This is a genomic window from Wenzhouxiangella sp. XN201 (assembly GCF_011008905.1).
Classification (GTDB): Bacteria; Pseudomonadota; Gammaproteobacteria; order Xanthomonadales; family Wenzhouxiangellaceae; genus Wenzhouxiangella.
The window spans coordinates 439,034-464,282 of record NZ_JAAIVI010000017.1; the positions used below are offsets into that span (position 1 = coordinate 439,034).

General features: G+C 64.9%; 20 protein-coding genes. 11 read left to right on the forward strand and 9 right to left on the reverse strand.

The features are described 5' to 3' along the window. The first annotated feature begins 17 nt into the window (after positions 1 to 17). Both G4Y73_RS02530 and nudE read left to right on the forward strand, forming a co-directional pair. Positions 18 to 764, forward strand: a complete 747-nt coding sequence (locus G4Y73_RS02530) for an inositol monophosphatase family protein (RefSeq protein WP_164231181.1) — start codon at positions 18 to 20, stop codon at positions 762 to 764. Beyond that, positions 757 to 1,326, forward strand: a complete 570-nt coding sequence (nudE, locus tag G4Y73_RS02535) for an ADP compounds hydrolase NudE (RefSeq protein ID WP_164229032.1) — start codon at positions 757 to 759, stop codon at positions 1,324 to 1,326. Before G4Y73_RS02530 ends, nudE begins: the two co-directional genes overlap by 8 nt. A gap of 220 nt (positions 1,327 to 1,546) precedes the next feature. Here nudE and G4Y73_RS02540 read toward each other — a convergent pair whose 3' ends face one another. Continuing rightward, on the reverse strand, positions 1,547 to 1,966 hold the full coding sequence (locus G4Y73_RS02540) for a CopD family protein (protein ID WP_164229034.1): 420 nt from the start codon (positions 1,964 to 1,966) through the stop codon (positions 1,547 to 1,549). Between the two features lie 289 nt (positions 1,967 to 2,255). Between G4Y73_RS02540 and erpA the strand changes: the two genes are divergently transcribed. The 3 genes from erpA to G4Y73_RS02555 all read left to right on the forward strand — a co-directional run bounded on the left by erpA (position 2,256) and on the right by G4Y73_RS02555 (position 5,174). Continuing rightward, a complete protein-coding gene (gene erpA, locus G4Y73_RS02545) occupies positions 2,256 to 2,597 on the forward strand; it encodes an iron-sulfur cluster insertion protein ErpA (RefSeq protein ID WP_164229036.1) in 342 nt (113 codons plus the stop codon). Between the two features lie 212 nt (positions 2,598 to 2,809). Continuing rightward, positions 2,810 to 3,622, forward strand: a complete 813-nt coding sequence (locus tag G4Y73_RS02550) for a hypothetical protein (RefSeq protein WP_164229038.1) — start codon at positions 2,810 to 2,812, stop codon at positions 3,620 to 3,622. A 259-nt stretch (positions 3,623 to 3,881) separates the two neighbouring features. Further along, positions 3,882 to 5,174, forward strand: a complete 1,293-nt coding sequence (locus tag G4Y73_RS02555) for an amidohydrolase family protein (RefSeq protein ID WP_205596455.1) — start codon at positions 3,882 to 3,884, stop codon at positions 5,172 to 5,174. Between the two features lie 187 nt (positions 5,175 to 5,361). Here G4Y73_RS02555 and G4Y73_RS02560 read toward each other — a convergent pair whose 3' ends face one another. From G4Y73_RS02560 to G4Y73_RS02570, 3 genes are read right to left on the reverse strand one after another with little or no spacing between them, the layout of a single operon-like run. Continuing rightward, positions 5,362 to 6,477, reverse strand: a complete 1,116-nt coding sequence (locus G4Y73_RS02560) for a lipocalin-like domain-containing protein (RefSeq protein WP_164229040.1) — start codon at positions 6,475 to 6,477, stop codon at positions 5,362 to 5,364. Position 6,478: 1 nt separating this feature from the next. Then, positions 6,479 to 8,908, reverse strand: coding sequence for an FtsX-like permease family protein (locus G4Y73_RS02565; protein WP_164229042.1), 2,430 nt, complete (start codon positions 8,906 to 8,908; stop codon positions 6,479 to 6,481). Beyond that, the gene (locus G4Y73_RS02570; protein WP_205596456.1) at positions 8,908 to 9,612 is read right to left on the reverse strand and encodes an ABC transporter ATP-binding protein; all 705 of its coding nucleotides are present in this window, start codon (positions 9,610 to 9,612) and stop codon (positions 8,908 to 8,910) included. The genes G4Y73_RS02565 and G4Y73_RS02570 overlap by 1 nt, the downstream gene beginning before the upstream one ends. Positions 9,613 to 9,925: 313 nt before the next feature. Here G4Y73_RS02570 and panD point away from each other — a divergent pair, with 313 nt between their 5' ends. After that, the gene (gene panD, locus G4Y73_RS02575) at positions 9,926 to 10,306 is read left to right on the forward strand and encodes an aspartate 1-decarboxylase (RefSeq protein WP_164229044.1); all 381 of its coding nucleotides are present in this window, start codon (positions 9,926 to 9,928) and stop codon (positions 10,304 to 10,306) included. Positions 10,307 to 10,358: 52 nt separating this feature from the next. Further along, complete coding sequence (locus G4Y73_RS02580; protein ID WP_164229046.1) at positions 10,359 to 11,750, forward strand: glucose-6-phosphate isomerase; 1,392 nt, start codon at positions 10,359 to 10,361, stop codon at positions 11,748 to 11,750. 6 nt (positions 11,751 to 11,756) lie between these two features. On the opposite strand, the gene G4Y73_RS02585 is transcribed toward G4Y73_RS02580, so the two are convergent. Further along, positions 11,757 to 12,341, reverse strand: coding sequence for a hypothetical protein (locus tag G4Y73_RS02585; RefSeq protein ID WP_164229049.1), 585 nt, complete (start codon positions 12,339 to 12,341; stop codon positions 11,757 to 11,759). A gap of 152 nt (positions 12,342 to 12,493) precedes the next feature. On the opposite strand from G4Y73_RS02585, the gene G4Y73_RS02590 reads away from it, so the two are divergent. The 4 genes from G4Y73_RS02590 to G4Y73_RS02605 all read left to right on the forward strand — a co-directional run bounded on the left by G4Y73_RS02590 (position 12,494) and on the right by G4Y73_RS02605 (position 19,170). Next, entirely contained in the window at positions 12,494 to 13,876 is a 1,383-nt protein-coding gene (locus tag G4Y73_RS02590) for an MATE family efflux transporter (protein WP_164229051.1), read from the forward strand. A 99-nt stretch (positions 13,877 to 13,975) separates the two neighbouring features. Continuing rightward, a complete protein-coding gene (gene sppA, locus G4Y73_RS02595; protein ID WP_164229053.1) occupies positions 13,976 to 15,835 on the forward strand; it encodes a signal peptide peptidase SppA in 1,860 nt (619 codons plus the stop codon). 114 nt (positions 15,836 to 15,949) lie between these two features. Beyond that, on the forward strand, positions 15,950 to 17,362 hold the full coding sequence (locus tag G4Y73_RS02600; protein WP_164229055.1) for an alanine/glycine:cation symporter family protein: 1,413 nt from the start codon (positions 15,950 to 15,952) through the stop codon (positions 17,360 to 17,362). 170 nt (positions 17,363 to 17,532) lie between these two features. Further along, a complete protein-coding gene (locus G4Y73_RS02605; RefSeq protein ID WP_205596457.1) occupies positions 17,533 to 19,170 on the forward strand; it encodes a di-heme oxidoredictase family protein in 1,638 nt (545 codons plus the stop codon). A 30-nt stretch (positions 19,171 to 19,200) separates the two neighbouring features. On the opposite strand, the gene mnmG is transcribed toward G4Y73_RS02605, so the two are convergent. The 4 genes from mnmG to G4Y73_RS02625 all read right to left on the reverse strand — a co-directional run bounded on the left by mnmG (position 19,201) and on the right by G4Y73_RS02625 (position 25,246). Next, positions 19,201 to 21,081, reverse strand: a complete 1,881-nt coding sequence (gene mnmG / locus G4Y73_RS02610) for a tRNA uridine-5-carboxymethylaminomethyl(34) synthesis enzyme MnmG (protein ID WP_164229057.1) — start codon at positions 21,079 to 21,081, stop codon at positions 19,201 to 19,203. A gap of 74 nt (positions 21,082 to 21,155) precedes the next feature. Continuing rightward, positions 21,156 to 22,103, reverse strand: a complete 948-nt coding sequence (locus G4Y73_RS02615) for a hypothetical protein (protein ID WP_164229059.1) — start codon at positions 22,101 to 22,103, stop codon at positions 21,156 to 21,158. Next, positions 22,100 to 22,741, reverse strand: coding sequence for a hypothetical protein (locus tag G4Y73_RS02620; RefSeq protein WP_164229061.1), 642 nt, complete (start codon positions 22,739 to 22,741; stop codon positions 22,100 to 22,102). The genes G4Y73_RS02615 and G4Y73_RS02620 overlap by 4 nt, the downstream gene beginning before the upstream one ends. Positions 22,742 to 22,747: 6 nt before the next feature. Next, the gene (locus tag G4Y73_RS02625; protein ID WP_164229063.1) at positions 22,748 to 25,246 is read right to left on the reverse strand and encodes a penicillin-binding protein 1A; all 2,499 of its coding nucleotides are present in this window, start codon (positions 25,244 to 25,246) and stop codon (positions 22,748 to 22,750) included. Positions 25,247 to 25,249: the final 3 nt, after the last annotated feature.

Genomic DNA, 25,249 nt, shown 5'->3' on the forward strand with positions numbered 1-25,249 from the left:
TCGATCTGGACCATGCGCTGAGCGTTGCCCGACAGGCGGCCGAAGCAGCCGAACGCGTGGCCATGCGCTACTTCGGGGGCGACATCGCGGTCGACCTCAAGGCCGACGAAAGCCCGGTCACCGTCGCCGACCGGGAGGCCGAGCAGGCCATCCGGCAAGTGATCCGCGAGCACTTTCCCGATCACGCCCTGTTCGGCGAGGAATTCGGCCGGGACGGCGACGGCGACTGTCTCTGGCTGATCGATCCCATCGACGGCACCCGCAGCTTCATTCGCAAGCTGCCGTTCTGGTCGACCCAGATCGCGTTGATGATCGACGGCGAACTCGTTCTCGGCGTTTCGTCGGCCCCGCCATTCAATGAAACCGCCTGGGCGGTGCGCGGGGGCGGGGCGTTCATCAACGGACAACCGGTTCGGACCCGGGCGGTCGATCGTCTCGAGCAGGCCGACGTCTGCTTCGGCAACCTGCGCTCGCTCTCGCGCGGCGCCGGCTGGAGCTGGGTCGGCGAGATCGTGTCGCGGGCGGCACGTTCGCGCGGTTACGGCGATTTCTATTCCTACCACCGCCTGGCCGATGGCGGTCAGGATGTGGTGATCGAAAGCGATGTCAATATCCTCGACATCGCGGCGGTTGCGGTGATCGTGCGCGAAGCCGGCGGCATCTTCACCGACCTGGCCGGCGATGAGCCCGGCCTGGAGACCACCTCGGTGCTGGCAGCCTGTCCCCAATTGCACGGTCAGTTGCTATCCTCCCGTCATGAGTGAACGCGAGACTTCCCGTGACCTGCCCGTCATCCACGACCGGCGTGAACGCCGTCCCGCCGACCTGTTCAAGGTCGAGCAAGTCGACCTCGAATTTGCCAACGGCGAGCGGCGCACCTACGAGCGCCTGATCAGTCGCGGTGTCGGCGCGGTGATCGTCGTGGCCATGCCCGACGACGATCATGCGCTGCTGATCCGCGAATACGCCTGCGGTGTGCACCGCTACGAACTCGGCCTGCCCAAGGGGCGACTCGAACCGGGCGAGACCCACATCGAGGGCGCCAATCGCGAACTGCAGGAAGAATGCGGCTATGCCGCGCATTCGCTGACCGAACTGGGCTACCTGACCCTGGCGCCCGGCTACATGACGCATCGAACGCACGTGATTCTCGCCCGCGATCTCTATCCCTCACGCCTGCCCGGCGACGAGCCCGAGGAAATCGAGGTAATCAAGTGGCCGCTCAACGACCTGGTCTCGCTCATCCGCCGCGAGGACTGTAGTGAGGGCAGGACGATTGCGGCGCTTTACATGGCAAGAGACATGCTGGGGGCTGGCGACTCCTGATAGCGGTTGCGCCAGTAGGGCCTGTTGGCTGGTTGGCTCGTTTGCTGGTTGGTTGGTTCGGCAGCTGCCTGGCCTTGGAGTGCGGCTGCGCCGCGTTGGCCTTGGAATCAGCCGATAAGTCGACAGGGTGCCCGTGGTCAAGCGCGGCGAAGCCGCCCCGCAACCCGATCGGTTGCCGAACCAGCCAACCAGCTAACCAGCAAACCAGCCAACGTGTCTTTCAGAAGGGTTTGACGATCACCAGCACCACGATCGCGATCAGGAACAGCGCCGGCACCTCATTGAAGAACCGGTACCATTTCGAGCCGTGGCGGTTTTCGCCGCGGGCGAAGGTCCGCACCAGACGCCAGCACCAGAGGTGATAGGCGACCAGGCCGGCGACCAGGGCCAGCTTGGCGTGCATCCAGCCGCCGCCGGACAGGTGCCAGGGTTCGCCGGCCAGGGTGGCCAGCCCGAAACCGATCGCCAGCGCCCCGCCGATGTGGGTGATGCCGAGCAGCCTCTTCTGCATCACCATCAACAGCTCAAAGCGCTGCCCGCCGGGGTTTTCCGCGGCATAGACGAATAGTCGCGGCAGGTAGAACAGACCGGCGAACCAGGTGACGACAAAGACGACGTGAAAGGCTTCAAGCCAGCGCATGGCGGATTCTCCGGTCGAGTGGGGGTGCGTGAACGCGTGCCGCCGACCTGGCGCCGGCGGCTTGACGCAGCCGGGGTGGGCACGGTATAAACAACGCGCACATTATAAAAAATTCATGAAAATACAACATCATGAAATCCAAATATAACGTGTGCTGATCCATCCGGTTTGGGGCATTACCTATTGAAGCGGTCGACAGGCCGCTTTCTTTTTGGGCATGATTGAAGGATATGGGAGCAATCACCATTTTGTCGGTGTCCAAGCTTTCGACCGCGACTGGAGCGTTTCAATGACCGATGCCGAACCCATGATCTTCACCCCTGCTGCTGCCTCCAAGGTGCGCGAACTCATCCTCGAGGAAGGCAATCCCGCGCTCAAGCTGCGTGTCTATATTACCGGGGGTGGCTGCTCGGGTTTCCAGTACGGCTTCACCTTCGACGAGCAGGTCGAGGATGGCGACATCACCGTCGATCGCGAAGAGGTCACGCTGGTGGTCGATCCCCTGAGCTTTCAGTACCTGGAAGGCGCCGAGGTCGATTACAGCGAGTCGCTGCAGGGCGCGCGCTTCGTCATTCGCAACCCCAACGCCGCGACGACCTGCGGTTGTGGCTCCTCTTTCGGCGTCGCCTAGGAGGCTCCGGAAAACGCAGTGAGCGAGCGGCTGACGGCGTCCGGCGGGTGCTCGCAATCCTCATGTATTCGCACATACACTGCGGTTCCTGCGCTCCGGCGGCCACCGTCAGCCGCCCGCTCACTACGTTTTCCGAAGCCTCCTGCGTTCATTAGAGGCCGCTGGCTGGCACGGGCTGGCATCGGGTTGCCGATTCGTGGTATCACTCGTCCATGACTGTTCTGATCGTTCTCGCCGGGCTGGTACTCAGTCACTACTTCACGGCTGTCGGCCGCTGGCGCAATTTCGACTGGCTGCTCTGGCCAGTCCATGAGACGCGCCAGCGGTTTCCGGAACAGCCGGGATTGGTGCTGGCGGTGCTGATCCTGACCGTGGTGATTGCCTCGGCGCTGGCGGCCTGGCTGATGACAGCCCTGCTCGGCCTGGCGGGCTGGGCCCTGCTGGCCCTGGTCGTTTTCATTTATACCCTGGGGCCACGCGATCTTGATCGCGACATCCAGCGCATGCTCGACGAGCCGGGTCACGCCGATAGCCGGGAGGCGGCCGCCTCCCTCGGTCTGGAATCGGATGCCGGCGCGAGCGAGGCGGCCGCCGCGGTACTGCACGGTGCTCGCTCGCGCTGGTTCGCCATCCTGTTCTGGTTTACTTTCCTCGGAATCCCCGGCGCGCTGCTCTACCGGCTGTGTCAGAAGGCCATGCAGATCGATGATCTCAAGGCGGCCGAACTCGACTGGCTCGCGCGCCTGCGCTGGGTGCTGGAGTGGCCGGTGCTGGTACTGATGACCCTGGCGACCGGTCTGGTCACTGACCTCGACCGGGTCGTGCAGGCCTGGAAGCGCTACCATGCCGAGCGGCCCTGGTGGTTCTTTGCGCCGGGAATCCTGGATGCCGTGGCCACAGCGTTGATCGACACCGAGACAGATCGCGCTGATGGGCTGCGGCGCGGCCATCAGCTGGCCTGGCGGATGCTGGTGTTGTGGCTGGTGGTGATGAGTTTGATGCTGATCGCCGGGTGGCTCGTTTAGGGAGCCTCTGAAAACTACTGCGCGTGTGCCTGACGGCGTCCGGCGGTGCTCGGAATCCTCATGTATTCACATATACACGCGCGACGGCTCCGATCCAGTGCTCCTTGCGCTCCGCGCAAACCGCACCGGATACTTCGCCTGCGCTGCGGTTCCTGCGCTCCGGCGGCCACCGTCAGCCACCCGCTCGCTACGTTTTCAGAGGCTCCCTGAGTAAGGATTGTTAAGGTTTTAGTTGACTATGGGTTGCGAGGAGTAATACATGAATCGATTGTTGGTTTTTGTCGGGTTGATGGCTTGTGCCGGTGCAGCTTTCGGGGAAACCTGGGTGCGCTGCGGGTCGGTGATTGATGTCGATGCGGGTGAGCGCCTTGGGGCGCATACCGTAGTGATTGTCGACGGCAAGGTTTCCGAGTTGCAGTCGGGACACCCGGAGTGGGCCGAAGACGTCGAGCGGGTGGATCTGTCCTCGCTGACCTGTCTGCCGGGGCTGATGGACATGCATACGCACATCACCTCCGAGTCCAGCCCTTCGGCCTATATCGAGCGCTTTACCCTCGACGAGGCCGATGTTGCCCTGCGCGGTGCACAATACGCGCGCCGTACACTCGAGGCCGGGTTTACCACCGTGCGTGACCTGGGCGATTCCTTTAATGCCTCGGTCGCCTTGCGCGACGCGATCGAAGACGGGCGCGTCCCCGGGCCGCGCATCTTCACCGCCGCCAAGTCCCTGGCAACCACCGGCGGGCATGCCGATCCGACCAACGCCTGGCGCCAGGATCTGGCCGGTGACCCGGGCCCGCGCGAGGGCGTACTCAATGGCGTGGCCGAGGCCCGTCAGGCGGTTCGCCAGCGTTACAAGGACGGTGCCGACCTGATCAAGATCACCGCCACCGGCGGCGTGCTGAGCGTTGCCCGCAGCGGCGACAACGCCCAGTTCACCGATGAGGAACTGACCGCCGTGATCGAGACGGCCGCCGACTACGGCATGCACGTCGCCGCCCACACCCACGGCAGCGAGGGCATGAAGCGCGCGGTAGCTGCCGGCATTCACTCGATCGAGCACGGCACCTACATGACCGACGAGATCATGACCATGATGATCGAGCGCGGCACCTGGTACGTACCCACCATTTCGGCCGGCAAGTTCGTCGCCGAAAAGGCCGAGGAGGAGGGCTACTATCCGCCGGTGGTGGCGGACAAGGCCCGGCGGATCGGGCCGGTGATTCAGCAGACCTTCGAACGCGCCCACGCCGCCGGCGTGCGCATCGCCTTCGGCACCGACTGTGGCGTATGCCCGCACGGCAGCAATGCAGCCGAATTCGGCTATATGGTCGAGGTCGGCATGAGCCCGGCCGATGCCCTGCGCACAGCAACCATCAATGCTGCCGAACTACTCGGGCAGGAAGAGGTCCTGGGCCGGCTACAATCCGGCTATGCCGCCGACCTGATCGCCGTGGACGGTAACCCGCTCGAGGATGTGTCCGTTCTCAACGATGTCCGCTTCGTCATGCGCGACGGGCAGGTGTTCGTCGACCGATCGGTGGAAGGTTGACCAGAAAAACCTTTATGTCGCAAAGCAGCGAAGCAGCAAAGACGCAAAGATACTGAAGGGATTTCTATTTGCTGGAGCGCCGATGCAATAGTTCTATGGCCCTACAGCTCTTTTGAATATTAATTTCTCTTCTCTTCGCGTTCTTTGCTGCTTTGCGTCTTTGCGTTTCAAAGGTTTTATTCTTTATTCACTCAGCATAGCCGCTCAGTTCGAGATAGCCCCGCCCCACTGATTCCCCCGTGCCGGCATCGCGCACGCTGACCGCGCCTTCCCAGTAGTCGACCGCGCCGGTCCAGCGCTGCTCGTCGAAGCGGGCCTCGACTTCCAGCTTCAAGTCCTCCGAAGGCACCTCAACCGTCCAGGCGACCGGCCAGCGGTGGCCCTGGGGATCCCGCCATTGGCGTTGGGGTGTCGCCGTGAACTCCTCGGGGCCGAGCGTGCGCGCGTTGCCGTCGGGATCGACGAGCTTGCCGGCGGAAAAGCGCGAGGCTTCGCCGTCCTGGGTGCGCAGCCGGTAGACCATCAGGTCACGCCCGTCATCGAGCTGCAGGGAAAACCAGTCCCAGCCGGCCAGGTCAGCGGCGAGCTGGCTCGAGCCCCACTCGCGATCCAGCCAGGCCAGGCCGCTGACCGGCCACTCCCGCTGATCAACCCGGACCGCGCCCTCGACGCCCAGACGGGTGATCGAATAATAGTACGAGGCATTACCGGGTTCGGGCCCCTTGCGGCTGTAGCCGGCATCGCCCTGCAGCACAATCGGCTTTTGTGGCACCAGCGTCAGGTCGAGGTCGAAATCGGGGGTCGATGCGCTCAACTCGAAGCGGTCGCCGACGCGTTCGACCGTCCAGTCCCGCAACCACCACCGATGTGTGTCGGCGCCGGCCAGGCCGAGTGCGCCGCGCGCGAAGCGTTGGGCCTGATGGAAGGTCCGCGATTGGATGTCGCTCAGCGCCAGATGGGCCATCCAGACGGTATCGCTTGCCCAGGCCGACTGCGGCCGTGGACCGGGCTCGAGCTCGAATCGAAACAGGGTGAACTGGAAGCCGAGTAGCTTGCCCTCGGGTGTTTCGAGATTGCCGGTGAAATACCACCACTCGTTGCGAAAGCCTGGGTGGGCGGCGTGGTCGGCGGGAAATTCGAATGCCCGCGGGCCGGTCACGCGCCGAAATTCCGCGGGCGCGCTGGCCAGCAATTCGCCGGCCTGCATCGCATCGGACGAGGCATCGTCGCGCTGGACCTGCCAGGCAAGCCATGCGATGAGCGCCAGCGCGGCGGCAATGAGGAGTGCGAAGTCCCTGGCCATCTCAGTCGCCTCTCAGTTCCCGCGCGGGCGGCCGTCGGCCGATCCGCCAGGCCGGGTAGAGGCCGGCCAGCACTCCGCAGACGACGGCGAGTGGCAGCAAGGCCGCGGCCGGCAACAGCGGCCAGCTCAGCGGCAGGCTCCAGCCAAAGGCCCGGGGCTGGACGACCAGCGACAGGCCCAGGTGGATGGCCAGGGCGATCGGCACGGCCACCAGGGCGGCGGCCAGGGCCAGGCCGGCGGTCTGGGCGATGACCAGGGTGTAGAGTCGCGCCGGTGTGAGTCCGAGCGCCCGCAGGGTGGCATAGTCGCGCCGGCGTTCCAGTCCGAGCGCCAGCAAGGCGCTGACCAGGGCGATCACGGAAATGAGTCCGACCAGTGCCGCCAGGGCCCAGGAAATGCGGAAGGTCCGATCGAAGACCGCCAGGGTGGTGTCGCGGACTTGCTCGCGAGCGGTGAGCCGCAGTTCGTCCGAGATTGCGGCGAGTGCCTCCAGCAGCACTTGCCGGTCCGGCGGCGGATCGGCGTAGTACAGGCCAATGCTGTCGCGCAGCGGATCATCGAACACACGGCGATAGAGGGGGGCGTGAATCGCAATACTGCCCCGCTCGCTGGCGTAGTCACGGTAGATCGCCGCGATCGGTCGTTCAAGCGTTTCATTGGCTGCGTTGATCTCGACCGTGTCGCCAACCTGAAGGCCGCTGCGACGGGCCATCGGTTCGGAGATCACCACGGCCTGGCCTTGGCTGAATGCCGCCCAGGCCGCCTGTGAATCGCCGGCCAGCCATTCGAAGCCGCGCCAGGCTTGTTCGTGGAGATCGTAGGCGACGAGATCGCGGCCGTCCTCCAGCGGGATGCGGCGCGCGCTGGTGGTGGCGGCGATGTCCGGCAGATCGCAAATGCGGGCCACCCGTTCCGGATCGAGCGCGCCGCGGCTGGCGGTGACGTAGCTGTCGGCCTGCAGCAGGCGGTCGATCCAGTCATCGACGGCGGCACGGAAACCCATCACCATCATGGCAATGCCCGCCGCCAGCGCCAGCGAAACACCCAGCGCGGCCAGGGGTGGGCCAATGCGCCGGCGCCCGGCCAGCAGCAGCGCCAGGGCGCGCGCGACCAGGCTGCGACCGGCGATGGACTTGAATATTCGCAATACGCGCAGCCCCGCCACTGGGGCCAGCAGTGCGCAGCCGGCCAGCCCGAGAAACAGCCCGGCGAAGGCCGCCGGCAGGCTGTCGGAAAAGCCGATGACGGCCAGCGCAAGCGCCAGCAGGCCCAGGGCCAGGATCAACGGATGCCAGTCACGGTTCTGAGAGTCGCTGCGACGCAGCAACTGGCCGGGCGGAATGCCGCGGGCCTCGCGCAACAGCCCGGTCATCGAGATCAGCGCCATGCCGACGGCCAGGCCCCACAATGCCAGGTAGAGTCCGGTCGTGGGCATGACGCGGGCCGGTGGCAGCAGATCGTAGAGCGAGGCCACCGGGTCGCGGACCAGGCCAAGCAGTGCATCAGCCAGGACCGTGCCGAGCACCAGCCCGGCCAGGGCGCCGAGCCCCGCGATCACGGCCGTTTCGCTCAACAGCAGCAGCGCAATCCGGCCGTGGGTCACGCCCACGGCGCGCAGCATGGCCAGCGCCCGTCGACGCTGCACCAGCAGGAAGGACAGCACGCTGAAGATCACGAACAGGCCCACCGCCAGGCTGATCAGGCCCATGGCGCTTAAGTTGGCGCGCATGCCCTCGGTGAGGCGGGCGGCCGAACTGCGCCGGGCGTCGGCCGAGCGCAGCTCCAGGCCTTCGGGAAGGTTTTCGTTGAGCCAGTCGCGGGCTGTGGCCGGAGCGTCAATCCAGCTCAGTTCGCCCGAACGGTCGAGCCGGTCCTGGGCCGCGGCAATGTCCATGAGTAGGCGGTCGTCGAATCCACGGTGTTCGGGCAACAGTGCGGAGACGGTCAGCGTGATTTCGCGACGGCCGTGGCGAAGTGGCAGGGTGTCGCCGACTTCGAGATCGAGACGTTCGAGGGTCGAAGGGCTGACGGCAACGGCATCCGGCAAGGCCAGAAGTTCGGCCGGCAGCCCGGGCGGCAGCCGACCAGAGCGCGCACCGCCGCCGAACAGGTCGACACCGAGCAATTCGAGGTGCCGATCCCGGTGGCGAACGGTTTGTGCCAGTACCGGCAGCAGGGTGGGTGAGCCCGCTCGGGTGGCCAGCTCGGCATAAATCGCTTCGTCGAGGGGGCCGTCTGCCGCGCTGATTCGCAGGCTGTCCTCACCGGCCAGGGCGGTCGCGGCCCCGTCGAGCGAATCGACCAGGACATCGCGCATCAGGGCCACGCCGGTCATGACCGCCACGCCGGCGGCCATGCCGGCCAGGGCCAGCATCAACTGGCCGGGATGGCGCCGGAAGAATCGCCGCGAAGACTGCAGCAGCAGGCGCATCAAATCTCCTGCAAGCGTCCGCCGCGCAGCTCGAGGCGTCGGTCACAGATGGCCGCTGCCGCCGGGTTGTGCGTCACCAGCACCAGGGCACAGCCGCGTTGTGCAGTGATCTGCTCGAACAGCGAGAGCACATCTGCAGCCGTGCTTTCGTCGAGACTGCCGGTGGGCTCGTCGGCCAGCATCAGGCCGGGTTCATGGACCAGCGCACGCGCGATGGCCACGCGCTGTTTCTCGCCGCCTGATAGCTGTTCGGGCAAGCGGTCGAGCAGCTCATCGATGCCCAGTGCCGCGGTCAGTTCGTCGAGGGCTTCGTTTTTCCGGGGCCGCCCGTTCAGCCACAGGGGCAGGTCGATGTTCTCACCCGCGCTGAGCGAGTCGATCAGGTTGAAATCCTGGAATACCAGGCCTACCGTGCGGGCGCGGAACCGTGTCATTTGGGGTTCGGCCAGGGTACCGAGATCGCGGCCCAGCAGTTCGACCTGCCCGGCATCGGGCCGGTCCATTCCGGCGGCGAGGTGGAGCAGGGTGGACTTGCCTGAGCCGGAGGCGCCCATGACGGCCACGCGTTCGCCGCTTCCGATCTTGAGGTCGAGTCCGCGTAGAACCGGGACCAATCGCTTGCCCGAGCGAAACGTGCGATCGATGCCGTGCATCGAAAGCGCCGGCGCCGTTTCCGCCGGCATGGCAGGGGTCGGAGCGCTCATGAAAACTCATCCGTGGCGAGTCGAAATACCACTATAGAGGAACAGGTGAGAAGGCCAATGGAACTTTTGAGCGCGTAGTCACTCGAATTCTCGTGCTTTGCGGACTGTGTCCGAGGTCACTTTTCTTGGCAATCTGTAATTGCTGTGGTAGACTTACCACCAACCTTGGTAAAACCGCAACGGTTGAGCAAGGTCGCAGGGCGCGAAGCGAGGTACATCACTCCGACATCCGTTGCCCCTCCCTCGACCAGGGGAGGGGTTTTTTTTGGGTGACGCATTATCACCAAACCCTTGTTGACAGAGGTTCGGCAACATGCAATTGACGATGTTGAAGGGCAAGATTCATCGCGCGACCGTCACGCGCGTCGAACGTGACTACGAGGGGTCCTGTGCGATCGACAGGAACCTGCTCGAGGCGGCCGGAATTCTCGAGCACGAACAAGTACATATCTACAATATTACGAGCGGCGAACGGTTCGTGACATACGCTATCCGGGCCGAGCGCGACTGCGGCATCATCTCGGTCAATGGCGCTGCGGCGCACTGCGCCAGCCCGGGCGATCTGGTCATTATTGCCGCCTATGCGCGCATGAGCGAAACCGAGGCCGAGCTGCACCGGCCGCGCCTGGTCTATCCCGACACCGAGAACCGCATCGCGCGCACGGCCGAGGGCGTGCCGGCCCAGGCTGCCTGAAACCGGTTCCGGGATGTTGCAAAAAAACAACATTCCGCCCGTATCCGAACTCTTGGCGGAAGATCCGAACCGGGCGCGCGACTTCGTCTGCCGCGGCGGCGGCTGGACCCTTGATTTCTCCCATATCCCCCTGACCCGCGAAGGGCTCTCGTCCCTGCAGCGCCTTCCGGCTGCGTGCGGCCTGGATGGGGCCGTGGAGCGCCTTTTTTCCGGGGCAATCGTCAATCCCAGCGAGGGTCAGCCGGCGCTGCACATGGCCCTGAGAGCCAACGATCCGTTCCAGGGCCTGTCGCCGGAAGCGGGAGCGGATTTGATCGCCGGGCGCAATCGCTTCCTGGCCGTTGCGGATCGGCTGCACGCCGGTGAGACGGGCCTGACCGACCTGTTGCATGTCGGCATCGGCGGCTCGGACCTGGGGCCGAGGCTGGTGGCCGATGCGCTGGATGAAGATGACAGTGCCGTGCGCGTCCACTGGCTGTCGACGCTCGACGGTCGGCGATTCGAGCGCTTGTGCCGCCAGCTGGATCCGGCCACCACCGGCCTGGTAATCGCCTCGAAATCCTTTTCCACGGAGGAAACCCTGGAGCAGGCGCGTGCGGCGCGCGACTGGCTGGGGGCCGACTGGACCCGGCGAAGCTGGGCGGCGACCGCCAACGTCGATCGTGCCCGGGAATTCGGACTCGACGATGACCACATTCTGGCTTTTCCTGCCTGGACCGGCGGCCGTTTTTCACTGTGGTCCTCGGTGGGCGTAAGCGCCGCGGCCGTTGTCGGTTCCCAACGCTTCCGGGCCTTGCTGGCCGGTGCCGAAGCAGCGGATCTCGACTTTCACGGGCAACCCGATGCGAACGGACTGGCCGTTCTTATCGGCCTGTTGGTTCACTACCTGCGTCGTGAACTCGACTGCAGCACGCTGGGTATCGTCAGCTACGAGCCACGCCTGGCCCTGCTGGCCGACTACCTGCAACAGTTGTTCATGGAAAGCCTTGGCAAGGGTGTCGACCTCGACGGCAAGCCGGTCGACGGTCCAACCGTGCCGCTGATCTTTGGCGGGCTGGGAACCGACCTGCAGCACTCGATTTTCCAGGCCCTGCATCAGGGGCCGGACACGCACCCACTGATTCTGGTTGGCGCGCGCGAGGCTGACCACGAGCACCCGGACTGGCAGCGTCGCCAGCTTGCCCATCTGTATGCCCAGGCCAGCGCATTTGCCAACGGTCGCAGCGACGGCGAACCGCACCAGAAGCTGCCCGGTAGCCGGCCGGTCGCAACCTTGCTGGTCGATCGACTCGATGCCGGCAGGCTAGGCTGGTTACTGGCCACCCTGGAAGCTGCCGTCTACGCCCTGTCGGTGGTCTGGCACATCAATGCCTTTGATCAATGGGGCGTAGAAGAAGGCAAACGCCTGGCGCGCGATTTTCGCAATCGCCTCAAGGACGGCTAGCCCGAATCAGTCCCCGCCTTCCCCGCTGCGGTCGATGCTGGAGATGGGAATGGTGATGATCGGCAGCCCGATCGCGTCGGTGCGGGTGCGCGCCTGCAGCACATCGCCTCGCTGCTCGCTGCCGGAAGGCCCCAGGAAGTAATACATCTCCGCCACGCCGTGGAACTGGTCGAGCGAGATCAGGTCGATCTGGGTCGTGTCATCCACCCCGGGAATGTATCCAATGGGCAGCACGAAGCCCTTGCGGCTGTGGTCCGTACCCAGGGCCGTGTAGAAGACCTGCAGCTGCAGGTCTGCCAGTAGCGGGTCTTCGACGACCTTGATGTCGAAGCGCCGGGCCAGTTCGACCGCCAGGCGCTGGTCGGCGTAATTCTGCAGACCCGTATACTCGACGAAGTGGCTGGCAAGATGAATGCGCTTGCCGGCGTGGGGAGCAAAGTCCGCATCCGGCAGGCTTCGCGCCAGATCGTCGATGCTGTGCGTCATCAGCTGCTGGGCGGTTGCTCCGGCCAGGGAATCCTGGACCTGGCGTGTGCTGCATGCGCTCAGCAATGCCAGGCTCAAACAGATCAGAATCAGTCGCAAGGGCATGCTCCGCCTCCGTAAGTGAGAACCGGCCGTTACCGGCTCATTCATTGCCTCTGGCAGGATAACAGCCGCGCCGTGTACGCATGCTTGCATGCATCCGTCGGGCAACGGACAATGCCGCTTCCTCAACCGGTTCCGGCCGTCTTTCAAGTCGCATGTCCGCCAGCGCGCACGCTCCCAACCTGCCGGCCGAGATCCGCCGGACCTTGCTGCTGGCCGGCCCCCTCATTGTCGGTCAGGTGACCAGCTACGGCATGAGCTTTGTCGACACCGTGATGGCGGGCCGCCTGGGCGCACTCGATCTCGCGGCCGTGGCCGTCGGTTCGTCGGTCTGGTCGGCCGGCATGGTTTTCGTTGTCGGACTGATGATGGCCGTGTCGGCCGCGGTATCCCAACTGGAGGGAGCGGGACGGCGTCGGCAGGCCGGGGAGCTGACCCGCCAGGCACTCTGGCTCGCACTGATGGTTTCGGCCGTCTTGTTCGTGCTGATGCGCCGCGGCGAGTGGGTGATGTCATTGATCGGCGTGGAACCGGCCGTCGCCGACCTGGCCAATCGTTACCTGCTGGCGATCAGCTGGGGCGTACCCGCGCTGGCCGGGATGTTCGTGCTGCGCTTCTTTTCCGAGGGAATCGGCTATACCCGGCCGACGATGTATATCGGCGTCGTCGGCATCCTGATCAACGTGCCGCTCAATTACGTGCTGATGTTCGGCAAGTTGGGATTCCCGCAACTGGGCGCCGAGGGTTGTGGCTGGGCCACCGCGATCGTGTTGTGGCTGCAATTGGGAATGATCGCGAGCTGGATTTTGTGGCGGCCGCGCTACCGTCCCTTCCAGGTATTCTCGCGCTTCGATGGACCCGATCGACGCGAAATTCTGGCGCTGGCCAGGCTGGGTCTGCCCATCGGCTTGATGGTTTTTCTCGAGGTCAGCCTGTTCGTCGCCGCCGCGTTGGCCATCGGCACGCTCGGAACGATTCCGGTGGCCGCCCACCAGGTGGCGATCAACTATTCGGGGCTGATCTTCATGGTGCCGCTGGGCCTGTCGGGCGCAATTACCGTGCGTGTCGGCAATGCGGTGGGCCGCAAGGACCGCGCCGGGGCGCGCCGTGCCGGCGTGGTCGGCATGATGATGGCGCTGGCCTTCGGCGCGCTGTCATCGCTGGTCATCGTGCTTTTCCCCGAGACCATCGTTCGTCTCTATACTTCCGATCCCGCGGTCATCGCGCTGGCCGCCAGCCTGCTGTTTTTCGCCGCCGTGTTCCAGTTGGCCGACTGCCTGCAGGTCTCGGCCGCTGGCGCGCTGCGCGGGCTCAAGGATACCCGCGTGCCCATGCTCTACAGCATTCTGGCCTACTGGCTGGTCGGCATGTCCCTCGGCTGGTGGCTGACCTTCCGGCTTGACTGGGGGCCGGCCGGCATGTGGTGCGGCATCATCGCCGGGCTGACCGTGGCCGCGTTCCTGCTCGGCGGGCGTTTCATGCGGATCACGGCGTCCTGGAACGAGATCCGCGAAGTGGCTCGTGAGCCACGCGGCTGATTGGGTAACGCTCGAGAAGCAATGACCAACGGCACATTGTGGGCCGGGACGCTGGCTGGGTAGAATGAACGCCTTCTTTTCCAGCGCAAACATCCTTCGATGACTTCGAACTCGAGACCCAACGTGCTCGTCCGGCTCTGGCTGGGCTTCTGGCGCGGCCTGACGGCCTTTCGCATGGCCGTATTCAACATCCTGTTCCTGATCCTGCTGGCGCTTGTCATTCGGGTGCTGTTCTTCTCCTCCGACGAGATTCTGGTCGATGAGCGGACCACACTGGTGATCGCGCCCGAGGGCCTGATCGTGGAAGAGTACACGGGCACGCCGATGGAGCGGGCGATCAACGAGGCGCTCGGTCAGGAGACCCCGGAGACCCGGCTGCGAGACATCCTGGCGGCGCTCGACTACGCGGCCGAAGACGATCGCATCGTTCAGGTGCTGGTGCGCACCGACGAGCTTTGGGGCGTGGCGCCGGGCATGCAGACCGAACTGGCCGATGCGTTTGCCGAGTTCCGCGAGTCGGGCAAGCAGGTCGTCGCACATGGCGGCATGATGATGCAGGGCCATTACATGCTGGCGTCCATGGCCGACGAGATCTGGCTAGATCGCGACGGGTTGCTGCTGTTCGAAGGCTACGGTCGCTATCGCCAGTATTACGCCGAAGGGCTCGACAAGCTCGATGTCGACGTCAATCTCTTCCGTGTCGGCGAGTTCAAGTCGGCGATGGAACCGTTCATTCGCAACGACATGTCCGAAGCCGACCGGCGGGCCAGTCAAGCCTGGTTGGGCGAATTGTGGCAGAGCTGGCTGGACCAGGTGGCCCTTCATCGGGGTCTGCCGGTCGAAGTGCTGGTCGATCTGACCGAGAATTTCTCCGACGCGGTGGAAGCGGCTGACGGCGATATTGCGGCCATGGCGCTGGATCGCGGCCTGGTCGATCGCCTGGTCAATCGTCCCGAGGTGCGCGCTGAACTGGCCAACCGCGGTGCCAGCGACCCGGAACGCGGTTTCCGCCAGATCGATTTCGAAACCTATGTGAACGCTTCCAGGGAATGGCATCCGCGGGCCGACCGTGTCGGCATCGTCGTCGCCCAGGGCGCGATTACCGAGGGGGACCAGCCGCCGGGCACGATCGGGTCGGCATCGACCTCGCGCCTGCTCAGGGAAGCCGCCCGTGACGAGCGCATCAAGGCCGTCGTCCTGCGTGTCGATTCCGGTGGCGGCAGTGCGTTCGCCTCCGAGATGATTCGCAGCGAGATGATGGCGCTCAGGGAGGCCGGCAAGCCGGTCATCGTGAGCATGGGCAATGTCGCCGCCTCCGGCGGTTACTGGATTGCCATGGGCGCCGACGAGGTCTGGGCCTATCCGACCACCCTGACCGGCTCGATCGGTATCTTCGGGTTCTTCCCCACCTTCCAGGACACCCTGGCCCGCATCGGTATCCATACCGATGGCGTGGGCACCACGCCCCTGTCCGGTGCCCTGCGTGCCGATCGCGCCCTGCAAGAGCCGGCCCGAAGGCTGCTGCAGAGCTTCATCGAACACGGCTACCAGGAATTCATCTCGCTGGTGGCCGAGTATCGGCGCATGTCGCTCGAGCAGGTCGACGAGGTGGCCCAGGGCCGGGTCTGGAGCGGACAGCAGGCGCAGCAACGCGGCCTGGTCGATCAGCTCGGAACACTCGATCAGGCGATCGCCTCGGCCGCGCGCAGTGCCGGTATCGGCGAGGACTACGAGGTGGACTACGTCGAACGTCAGCTGACGCCTTTCGAGCAGTTCTTCGTCGACATGAGTGCCGCCTCGATTCGCATGGCCGGAATCGATACGACACTCGGCGTCGCTGCGTGGTTGCCGGGTGACTTCGGTCGGCAACTGATTGACGACCTGCGCCTGGTCTTCTCGCAGGCACAGTCCGGCCGACCCGGCGTGATGGCTCACTGCCTGTGCGAAGCGCCGCGCTGAGTCCGGCGCGTTCCAATCTCCAGGAGCTTTCAGTATGATGGCGGCTTCACGCCGGCCGGTCGGGGAAGGTAAGGCCGGCGTGATTGCTGACACCAACGGGGATGATTCCAACTCATGCTGGCTGCCGTAACAGACTTTCTCTGGTCCTACATCCTGGTCGTCGTGCTCATCACGATCGGCCTGGTTTTCACCATTGGTTCGCGCTTTGTCCAGTTGCGCTACTTCGTGGAAATGTTCCGTGTGCTGGGCCAGGCTTTCAAGCACCATACCGGACACGTCTCCTCCTTCCAGGCCCTGACCCTGAGCGTGGCCGGGCGGGTCGGCGCGGGCAACATCGCCGGCGTGGCCGTGGCGATTACGCTTGGCGGCCCCGGCGCCGTGTTCTGGATGTGGGTCGTCGGCCTGATCGGCATGGCCACCAGTTTCTTCGAGTGTTCCCTGGCCCAGGCCTTCAAGGTGGCCGATTTCAAGTCCTCGACCTTCCGCGGCGGGCCGATGTACTACATGGAGCGCGGTCTGGGCAGTCGCAAGCTGGGCATGATCTTCACCCTGCTGCTGCTGTTCACTTTCGGGCTGGCCTTTGTGGCCTTGCAGTCGTTTACCGCCTCGTCCTCGCTGGAACAAGCCTTCGATATTCCGATGCACATCACCGGCATCGTCATGACCATTGTCGTGGGGCTGACCATCTTCGGTGGTGTTCAGCGGATTTCGCGCGTGACCGAGATCGTCGTGCCGATCATGGCGGTGGCTTACGTCATCGTTGCCGTAGCCGTTGTCGGTCTCAACGTGGACCAGATTCCGAGCGTGATGTCGCTGATCGTCAAGAGCGCGTTCGGCCTCGAGCAGGCCGTCGGCGGCGGCATTGGTGCGGCCATCATGATGGGGGTTCGTCGGGGCCTGTTTTCCAACGAGGCCGGTCTGGGCAGCGCGCCCAATGTCGCCGCGGTGGCCTTCGTGCCGCACCCGGTCAACCAGGGCATCGTGCAGTCGTTCAGCGTCTTCATCGATACGGCCATCATCTGCACCGCGACGGCCATGATCATTCTCATGTCCGGTATCTACGAAGCCAGCCCGGTCGAAGACGGCGTGGTGCTCACCCAGCTCGCCCTGCAGGACCATGTCGGGCCCTGGGGACAGACATTCGTCAGCGTCATCCTGACCCTGTTCGCGTTCAGCTCGATTCTCTACAATTTCTACCTGGGTGAGAACTCCTCGAGCTGGATGACGCCCGATAACCCGGTCTTTTTCATCATCTTCCGGCTGCTGATGCTGGTCCTGATCCTGTGGGGTTCGATGCAGGACCTGACCACCGTCTTCAGCTTTGCCGACCTGACAATGGCCCTGCTGGCCGTATTCAACCTGGTCGCGCTCGCGTTGCTGATGAAAGTCGGCTTCCGACTGATGAATGACTACGATCGGCAGTGGCGTGCCGGCAAGGTTCCGATTTTCGATCCCGACCAGTTTCCAGACCTGAATATCGATCGCGAAGCCTGGAAGGATGCCGCCGACGCGGTCGATCGCAGTTGAACGGATCTTCAGACCGGTCCGGGCGGGAGTTGCCCGGGTTGAACTGCAGTAATAAAAACAACTACAAAGGGAAATATCAATTGGAAACAGTGACAGACTTCGGGCGGTTGGAAAACCGCTCTGGACAGGGGGCTTTTGTGCCTGCGTCGTGGCGAATCGTTTTGAGGGGTTTGGCCTTCGCTGCGTGTCTCGCCGTTCTGGCCTCGCCGGTATCGGGTCAGGAGATCCCCGATTATCGCGAGTGCGTACTGAAGCAAATGCTCGGTGCGGATGTCGAGTGCAGCTCCGAGCCACCGCCGATCGGGCGCGAAGTGGCCATGACCCGTTACCTTGCCGACGGTGAGGAATTCACGATCGCGTTGCCCGAACTCCTGCAACACGGCAAGCGCCTGTTCGATGCCAATTGGACCGTCCAGGATGGGGCCGGTCGGCGCGGACTGAAGGGCACGGGTGCGCCGCTGTCCGATCCCGATGCGCCGCTGGACTTCCCATTCAACTTCAACCGCATCTCGGGCCCGGACGCCAATTCCTGTGCGGGCTGCCACAACATGCCGCGCTCCGGCGGTGGCGGTGACTTCGTCACCAATGTGCACGTGCTGGGGCAGCGTTTCGATTTCGCGACCTTTGACGCCCTCGACGAATACGAGGAAGACTTCGCCACGCGCGGGGCCTTCGACGAGATCGGCCTGCCGGTGACCCTGCAGACGATTGCCAATTCACGTTCCACCCTGGGCATGTTCGGTGCCGGCTACATCGAGATGCTGTCGCGCCAGATGACCGCGGACTTGCAGCGCCAGCGCGATGCGCTTGCGCCGGGCGAGTCGGTTTCGTTGGAAAGCAAGGGCGTGGCCTTCGGTGTCCTGTCCAGGGCAGCCGACGGCAGCTGGATCGTCGATGAGGTCGAAGGCCTGGTGCCGCCGAGCCTGGCCAGCGGCGGTGCCGAACAGCCGCCCAGCCTGATCATCCGGCCATTTCACCAGGCCAGTGCCGTGATTTCCCTGCGCCAGTTTTCGAACAACGCGATCAATCACCACCACGGGATCCAGTCGGTCGAGCGTTCCGGTCATGGCGACGTCGACCAGGACGGTTACGACGACAACCTGAGTACGGCCGACATCACGGCGCTGACCGCCTACCAGGCCCAGCTGGGTGTACCCGGCCGCGTCATTCCGCGCAATGCCTACATCGAGAAGGCCGTGGCCGATGGCGAGGCGCTGTTCATGGATGTCGGATGTGGTAGCTGCCACACGCCGTCGTTGCCGTTGACCGACGGTGGCTGGGAGTTCGCCGAACCCAATCCCTACAATCCGTCCGGTAACCTGCAGCCCGGAGAGGCTCCGGAATTCGTCTTCGACCTGAACGACCGGCGACTGGAGTTGCCGCGCCTGGCGGTCGATCCCGCCACGCAGGCCGTGCACGTGCCGGCTTTCACGGACATGAAAGTCCACGACATCACCAGTGGTCCGGACGACCCCAACTGCGAATCACTCAACATGCACGCCTTGCCGGGAACGCCGGAATTTCACGGCGGCAATTGCCGCTTCCTGACCAAACGGCTGTGGGGTATTGCCAACGAACCGCCGTATTTCCACCACGGCAAGTTCACCACCATGCGCGAGGCGATCGAAGCCCACCGCGGCGAAGCCCTGGCCAGCTGGGAAGCCTGGCGCGCGCTCGACGACTACGGCCGCGATGCCATCATCGAGTTCCTCAAGACCCTGCAGATTCTGCCGCCGGATACACCGGCACGCATCGTCGATACGCGCATGCGTCCGCGCAACTGGCAGTCGGAACTGGACGGAAGCTGACGGTGATCCGGGGCGGGCGATCCGCCCCGGTCACGCCGCCGAACGGTGGCGCTTGAGGTAGACCAGCAGTTGCGAGATGGCGGCCGGCGTCATGCCGGGAATCCGGCTGGCCTGATCGATGGTGTGCGGGCGGGTCTTGTCGAGCTTTTCGAGCAATTCGGATGACAGGCCCTTGACCGTCTCGAAGGCAAAGTCTTCGGGGATGGTCTGTTCGGCCGCCTTGCGCTGACGATCGATCTCGGCGCGCTGGCGATCGAGGTAGCCGGCGTAGCGCACCTGAATGGCGACCTGTTCGCCGACATCTTCAGCATTGACGCCGGGGCCGATGCCTTCGACTGCCATCAGCGCGTCGTAGTCGATTTCAGGTCGACGCAACAGTTCCTCGGCCGTCGTGTCCTTGCGGATCTCCACGGCCAGCGCCTGCGCCGCGCGTGAGGCCAGTTCCGACGATGCCGGGATTCGCAGTCCGCGCAGACGCTCGCGCTCGCACTCGATCGCTTCGCGTCGCTGCCGGAAATGCTGCCAGCGCTTGTCGTCGACCAGGTTGAGCTCCCGGCCGGCTTCGGTCAGGCGCAGGTCGGCGTTGTCCTCGCGCAGGTGCAGCCTGAATTCCGCCCGGCTGGTAAACATGCGGTAGGGCTCGGGCGCGCCCTGGGTAATCAGGTCGTCGATCAGGACGCCGATGTAGGCCTGGTCGCGACCGGGTGTCCAGGGCGCCTCGCCGTGCGCCTGGCGGGCCGCATTCAGGCCGGCGATCAGGCCCTGGGCAGCGGCTTCTTCATAGCCTGTGGTGCCGTTGATCTGCCCGGCAAAGTACAACCCCGCCAGGTGTCGCGTCTCGAGACTGGGCTTGAGTTCGCGCGGGTCGAAGAAGTCGTATTCGATGGCGTAGCCCGGGCGCGTGATATGGGCCCGTTCCAGCCCCGGAATCGAACGCACCAGCTCGATCTGCACGTCGAAGGGCAGGCTGGTTGAGATGCCGTTCGGGTACCACTCGTTGAGACCCAGTCCTTCAGGCTCAAGAAAGATCTGGTGCGAGTCCTTGTCGGCGAAGCGCACCACCTTGTCCTCGATCGAAGGGCAGTAGCGCGGGCCCGTGCCCTCGATGGCGCCGGCATACATGGGTGAACGATCGAGATTGTCGCGGATCAGTTCGTGCGTGCTCTCGTTGGTGCGGGTGATGTAGCACGAGACCTGCTCGGGATGATCTTCGCGTCGGCCGAGAAAGGAAAAGACTGGCCGATGTTCGTCGCCGGGCTGTTCCTCCAGTCGGGAGAAGTCGATGCTGCGGCCGTCCAGGCGTGGCGGCGTGCCGGTCTTGAGCCGGCCGACGCCAAACGGCAGTTCGCGCAGGCGCGCGGCCAGGGCATTGGCCGGCGCATCGCCCGCCCGGCCACCGGCCAGCTTGGTCTCGCCGATATGGATGCGCCCGCCCAGGAATGTGCCGGTGGTCAGCACCACGGCCGGGGCATGAAAGTCCAGGCCCATGGCGGTGCGCACACCGGTCACGCGATCGCCCTCGACGATCAGGTCGTCGACCGGCTGTTGGAACAGGGTCAGTCCAGCCTGTGCTTCGACCGCCCGACGAATGGCGTTGCGGTAGAGCGTGCGATCGGCCTGGCAACGGGTGGCGCGCACGGCCGGGCCCTTGCGCGCGTTGAGCCGCCGCCACTGGATGCCGGCGGCATCTGCGGCTTGCGCCATGATGCCGCCCAGGGCATCGAGTTCCCGGACGAGATGGCCCTTGCCGATGCCGCCGATGGCCGGATTGCAGCTCATCTGACCGATGGTCTCGATCGCGTGGGTGGCCAGGAGTGTGCGCGCACCCGCCCGCGCCGCGGCCAGGGCGGCCTCGGTACCGGCATGACCGCCGCCGATGACGATCACATCAAATGAATCGGGATAACGCATCGGTTCTGACCGACAGGGTTTGAAATCAAGGGTTTATTGTATCGCCGCGCGCAGGTTCCGCACAACGGGCCAGCTCAGTGTCGGCGTTCCCGGCGGGTGTCCGAACTGCTGCGATTGGGGCGGGCCGGCGGCCGGTCCCGCGTTCTGGCGGGCGATCTGGACGGGGGATTGTCGGGCACGCTCACCGGATTTCGCGGGCGTTGCTGTCGTGCCGGCGGAGCCGCAGGCTGGCGAACGGGTGCCTGGCTGCGCGCGCCGTCACGCGGCGGGGTTCGTTCCACTGTCCGCTCGGGCGGGCGGCTGGGCAAGGATTCCGGACGCCAGGTTTGCGGCGGCCGGTTACGACTGTCCGGCAATGCAACCGGGTCGATCGTCCGGGGTCTGTCGCGATCATCCAGGCGCCGCAGCAGTTCGGCGCGACGCTCCAGTGCCAGGCCGCTGCGGTCCTGGCGCTCCAATGCCGGACCGCGCGCGGGCGCCAGCCGCTGGTCGGTCGGCGTGCGGCGGTTGGCCGGCAGACGCTGGGAGACCCTCGGCATCAGCGCCGTGCGGTCCGGGCGCTGCGAGCGAACCGCCAGTGAGCGACGCGTTTCGAGTTCATGCAGGCGTGCATCGAGCTGCTTGACGCGATGCCTGTGTGAGCTGCGGTAGTCGCCGAAACTGAAGTAGCCGCCGACATACCAGGGCTGGTAGTAGCGATAGCGCGATCCATAGCCATACCAGGGGTGGTGGTAGCCGGGGCGGTGAGCGTAGTACCAGCCCGGGAAGGGGTAGTACCAGGGATCGTAGCGATGCACGACGACGGAGTACGGATGGTAGTAGTGCGAAAAGTAGAAATGGTCGAGCGACCAGTACGGGTAAACCAGCGGGTCGATCAGCGCAACATGGTGCGCACGCTGGGCGCGTGGCTCGTAATAGACGCCGTCACCGCGCTCGTAATAGGTGACGCAGCCACTGAGCATCAGGCCCAGCATGGCGAGCGCCAATAGCTTGATCGTGCGTCCACGACTTTTCATGATCATGACCATAGCTCATCCGGGTGAACCGAACCTGAATCGGCCAGCAGTCGCTCAACCTCGGCCACCCCGGCGCGGCGCTGGCCGCGCCCGTCGACCGGGCTCGGCGGAGCCTGGCGGGCGTCCGGGCCGATCATCTGGATCAGCTCGATGGCGTGGCCACCGCCCTCGATGACGACGATTTCGAGATCGCGACCGCTGCCGTCGTGCCAGCGAATGCGACGCACTTCCTGGGTGAACGGCACGTGGCGTTCCATCAGGAACCTAACCACGGCATCGGGATCGTCGGCGAACACATGCAGGCTGATTCGCGAAAATTCGTCGGCCGTGCCCTCGAGCACCGGTCCGACCAGCTTGGGCCGGAACGGCGCCAGGAAATGCATGGCCGACAGGGCAGCCTCGCGCAACTCGAGCAGCGTCTGCCGCAGCGACTCGCCGCCATACAGAAATTGCCACTCACGCAGGGCCTGCTCGACCTCGCTGTTCGAGGGCAGGCTGGTGCGCGAGCTCGCACCCAGTCGGCTGGCGGCCTTCTCCTTGGCGGCCAGGAAACCGCGCTGGCCCTCTGTGGCCATGATGCGCGCAGCCTCGGCGGCGATTTCCAGCCGGATGCGATTGTTCTTTGGCGGCTGTCGACTGCCCATGGGTCATCAATAAACTTCGTACGGGTCGGCCTGCTCGCCCGAATCTTCGGGGTCTGACAGCGGCGGCAGATTATCGGCATGGAACCATTCATGGACCGCGCCGGGTGCGCCGGGACGGGCCCGCAGCCCCGTTTCCGGATCGATCAGCGCGCGCGTCAGACCGATCGGTGTGGGCCGGGTGGATTCCGGGCGGCCCTCGAGGGCGGTTGCCATGAAATCCACCCACAGGGGCAGGGCCGTGCGCCCGCCCTGTTCCTGGCTGCCGAGCGACTCGTTGTCGTCGCGGCCGAGCCACACGACCGTGACCAGGTCACCGCCGTAGCCGGCAAACCAGGTGTCGCGCAGATCGTTGGTGGTGCCGGTCTTCCCGGCCAGGTCGCCGCGCTCGAGGGCGAGTGCGCGTCGTCCGGTGCCGCGTCGCACCACGTCGCCGAGCATCGAGTCGATCAGCCAGGCGGTCTGGCCCGACAGGACACGCTCGGCATGCTGTGGGCGCGGCGGCCCGACCAGCTCGTAATCTTGTTCCGTCCCGGACTCGTCCGCATCCGAAATCTTTTCACGCGCCAGTTCAGGGCGAATTTGCCGGGGGCCGTCGGGGGATTCCTCGACGGCTGTCTCGGGTTCGTTTGGGGGTGGAATCTCGGGGCAGTCCGGGCAGGGCAGGCGCCACTCGGTCTCGAGGATGCTCTCGCCGTCGGCGTCGCGGACACTGTAGAGATATTGCGGTTCGACTTCGAAGCCGCCATTGGCAAACACGGCATAGGCGGCCGTGAGTTCGACCGGGGTAATGGCTGCCGAACCCAGTGCCATCGATGGCCCGTTGGGGAGCTTGGATCGCTCGAACCCGAATCGCGTGACGTAATCGCGACCGGTATCGATGCCCATGTCCATCAGCAAGCGGACACTGACCAGGTTGCGGGAATTGACCATGGCTTCGCGCAGCCGGGTCGGGCCGAAGAAGCGCTGGCTGAAATTGGTCGGCTTCCACTCCCGCTCCATCGAGGGGTCATTGACCACCACCGGAGCATCGTTGACGCGCGAGGCCGGCGTGAAGCCGTGGTCCAGGGCGGCCGCGTAAATGAAGGGCTTGAACGCAGATCCCGGTTGGCGCTGACTTTGGGTGGCGCGATTGAACTGGCTGTGGGCGAAATCGATGCCACCGACCAGGGCCCGGATCTCGCCGGTGCCGGCCTGCATGCTCACCAGGGCCGCTTCGGCCTCGGGTAGCTGTGCCAGCTGCCAACCCTCCCCGGCGCGGCGAACGCGCACGATGTCACCCGGTTCGAGCACGTCGGCGACGGTTTCCGGTGCCGAACCGACGGCGTTGATGTTGAGGAAGGGACGAGCCCACTCAACGCTCTCGAGCGTGATCGAAATCGACTCCCCGCCAGCCAGTCGCAGCCTGGCCGATTCAGCCTCGACCTGTTCCACCAGGGCCGGCTGCTGATCGGCGATGGGACGGATCGAAGCCAGTCGGTCCTCGATGCGGTCATCGTCGGACAGTGCCTCGGCCGGCATCCGGTCTTCCGGGCCGCGCCAGCCATGCCGGCGGTCGTAGGCGACCAGGCCGTCGCGCACGGCCCGGACGGCGGCCCGCTGAAGGTCCGAATCGATGGTGGTCAGCGCCACAAGGCCCTCACTGTAGGCCGCCTCGGCGCCCACCCGTTCGACCACGTCGCTGCGCACCATCTCGGCGATCCACGGCGCTTCCAGTTCGACCACCGGGCCGTGGAAACTGGCCGTATTGGGTTGGGCGACCGCGCTTGCATGCGCGTCTTCCGAGATATGGCCGAGTTCGAGCATTCGGCCCAGGATCCAGTTGCGCCGGATCATGGCGCGCTCAGGTCCGGAAATCGGGTTGTCGCGCGATGGCGCCTTGGGCAGGCCGGCGATCATCGCCATCTCGGCCAGGGTCAGATCTTCGAGGGTCTTGCCGTAATAGACCTGGGCCGCTGCAGCGACGCCGTAAGCGCGATGGCCCAGAAACTCCTTGTTGAGGTAGAGTTCGAGAATCTCGTCCTTCTCGAGCTCACGCTCGATCTTGAAGGCCAGCAACATCTCGCGCAGCTTGCGCGTGACGGAATAGTCGGTCGACAGGAAAAAGCGGCGTGCGACCTGCTGGGTGATGGTGCTGCCGCCCGGGACCCGTCCGCGGCCCATGCTCAGCGCGTACAGCCACACCGCCCGGGTCGTGCCACGCCAGTCGACGCCGGGATGACGGTAGAAGCGATCGTCTTCCGCCGACAGAAATGCGAGTTTGAGATTTTCCGGCATATCATCCAGCGCCACCGGTCGCCGGCGCTGTTCACCGATTTCGGCCATCAGCGCGCCGTCGGTCGAGTAGATGCGCAACGGAACCTGCAGTTTAAGGTCGCGCAGCGACTCTACCGAGGGCAATGACGGCACAATCGTCAGCCAGATCACGACCACGCCAATTAGCCCCAAGGCGAACAGCAGGAAAAACAGGCGGATAGAAAAAACTATTAAAGGCTTTATTCGAACCATCAG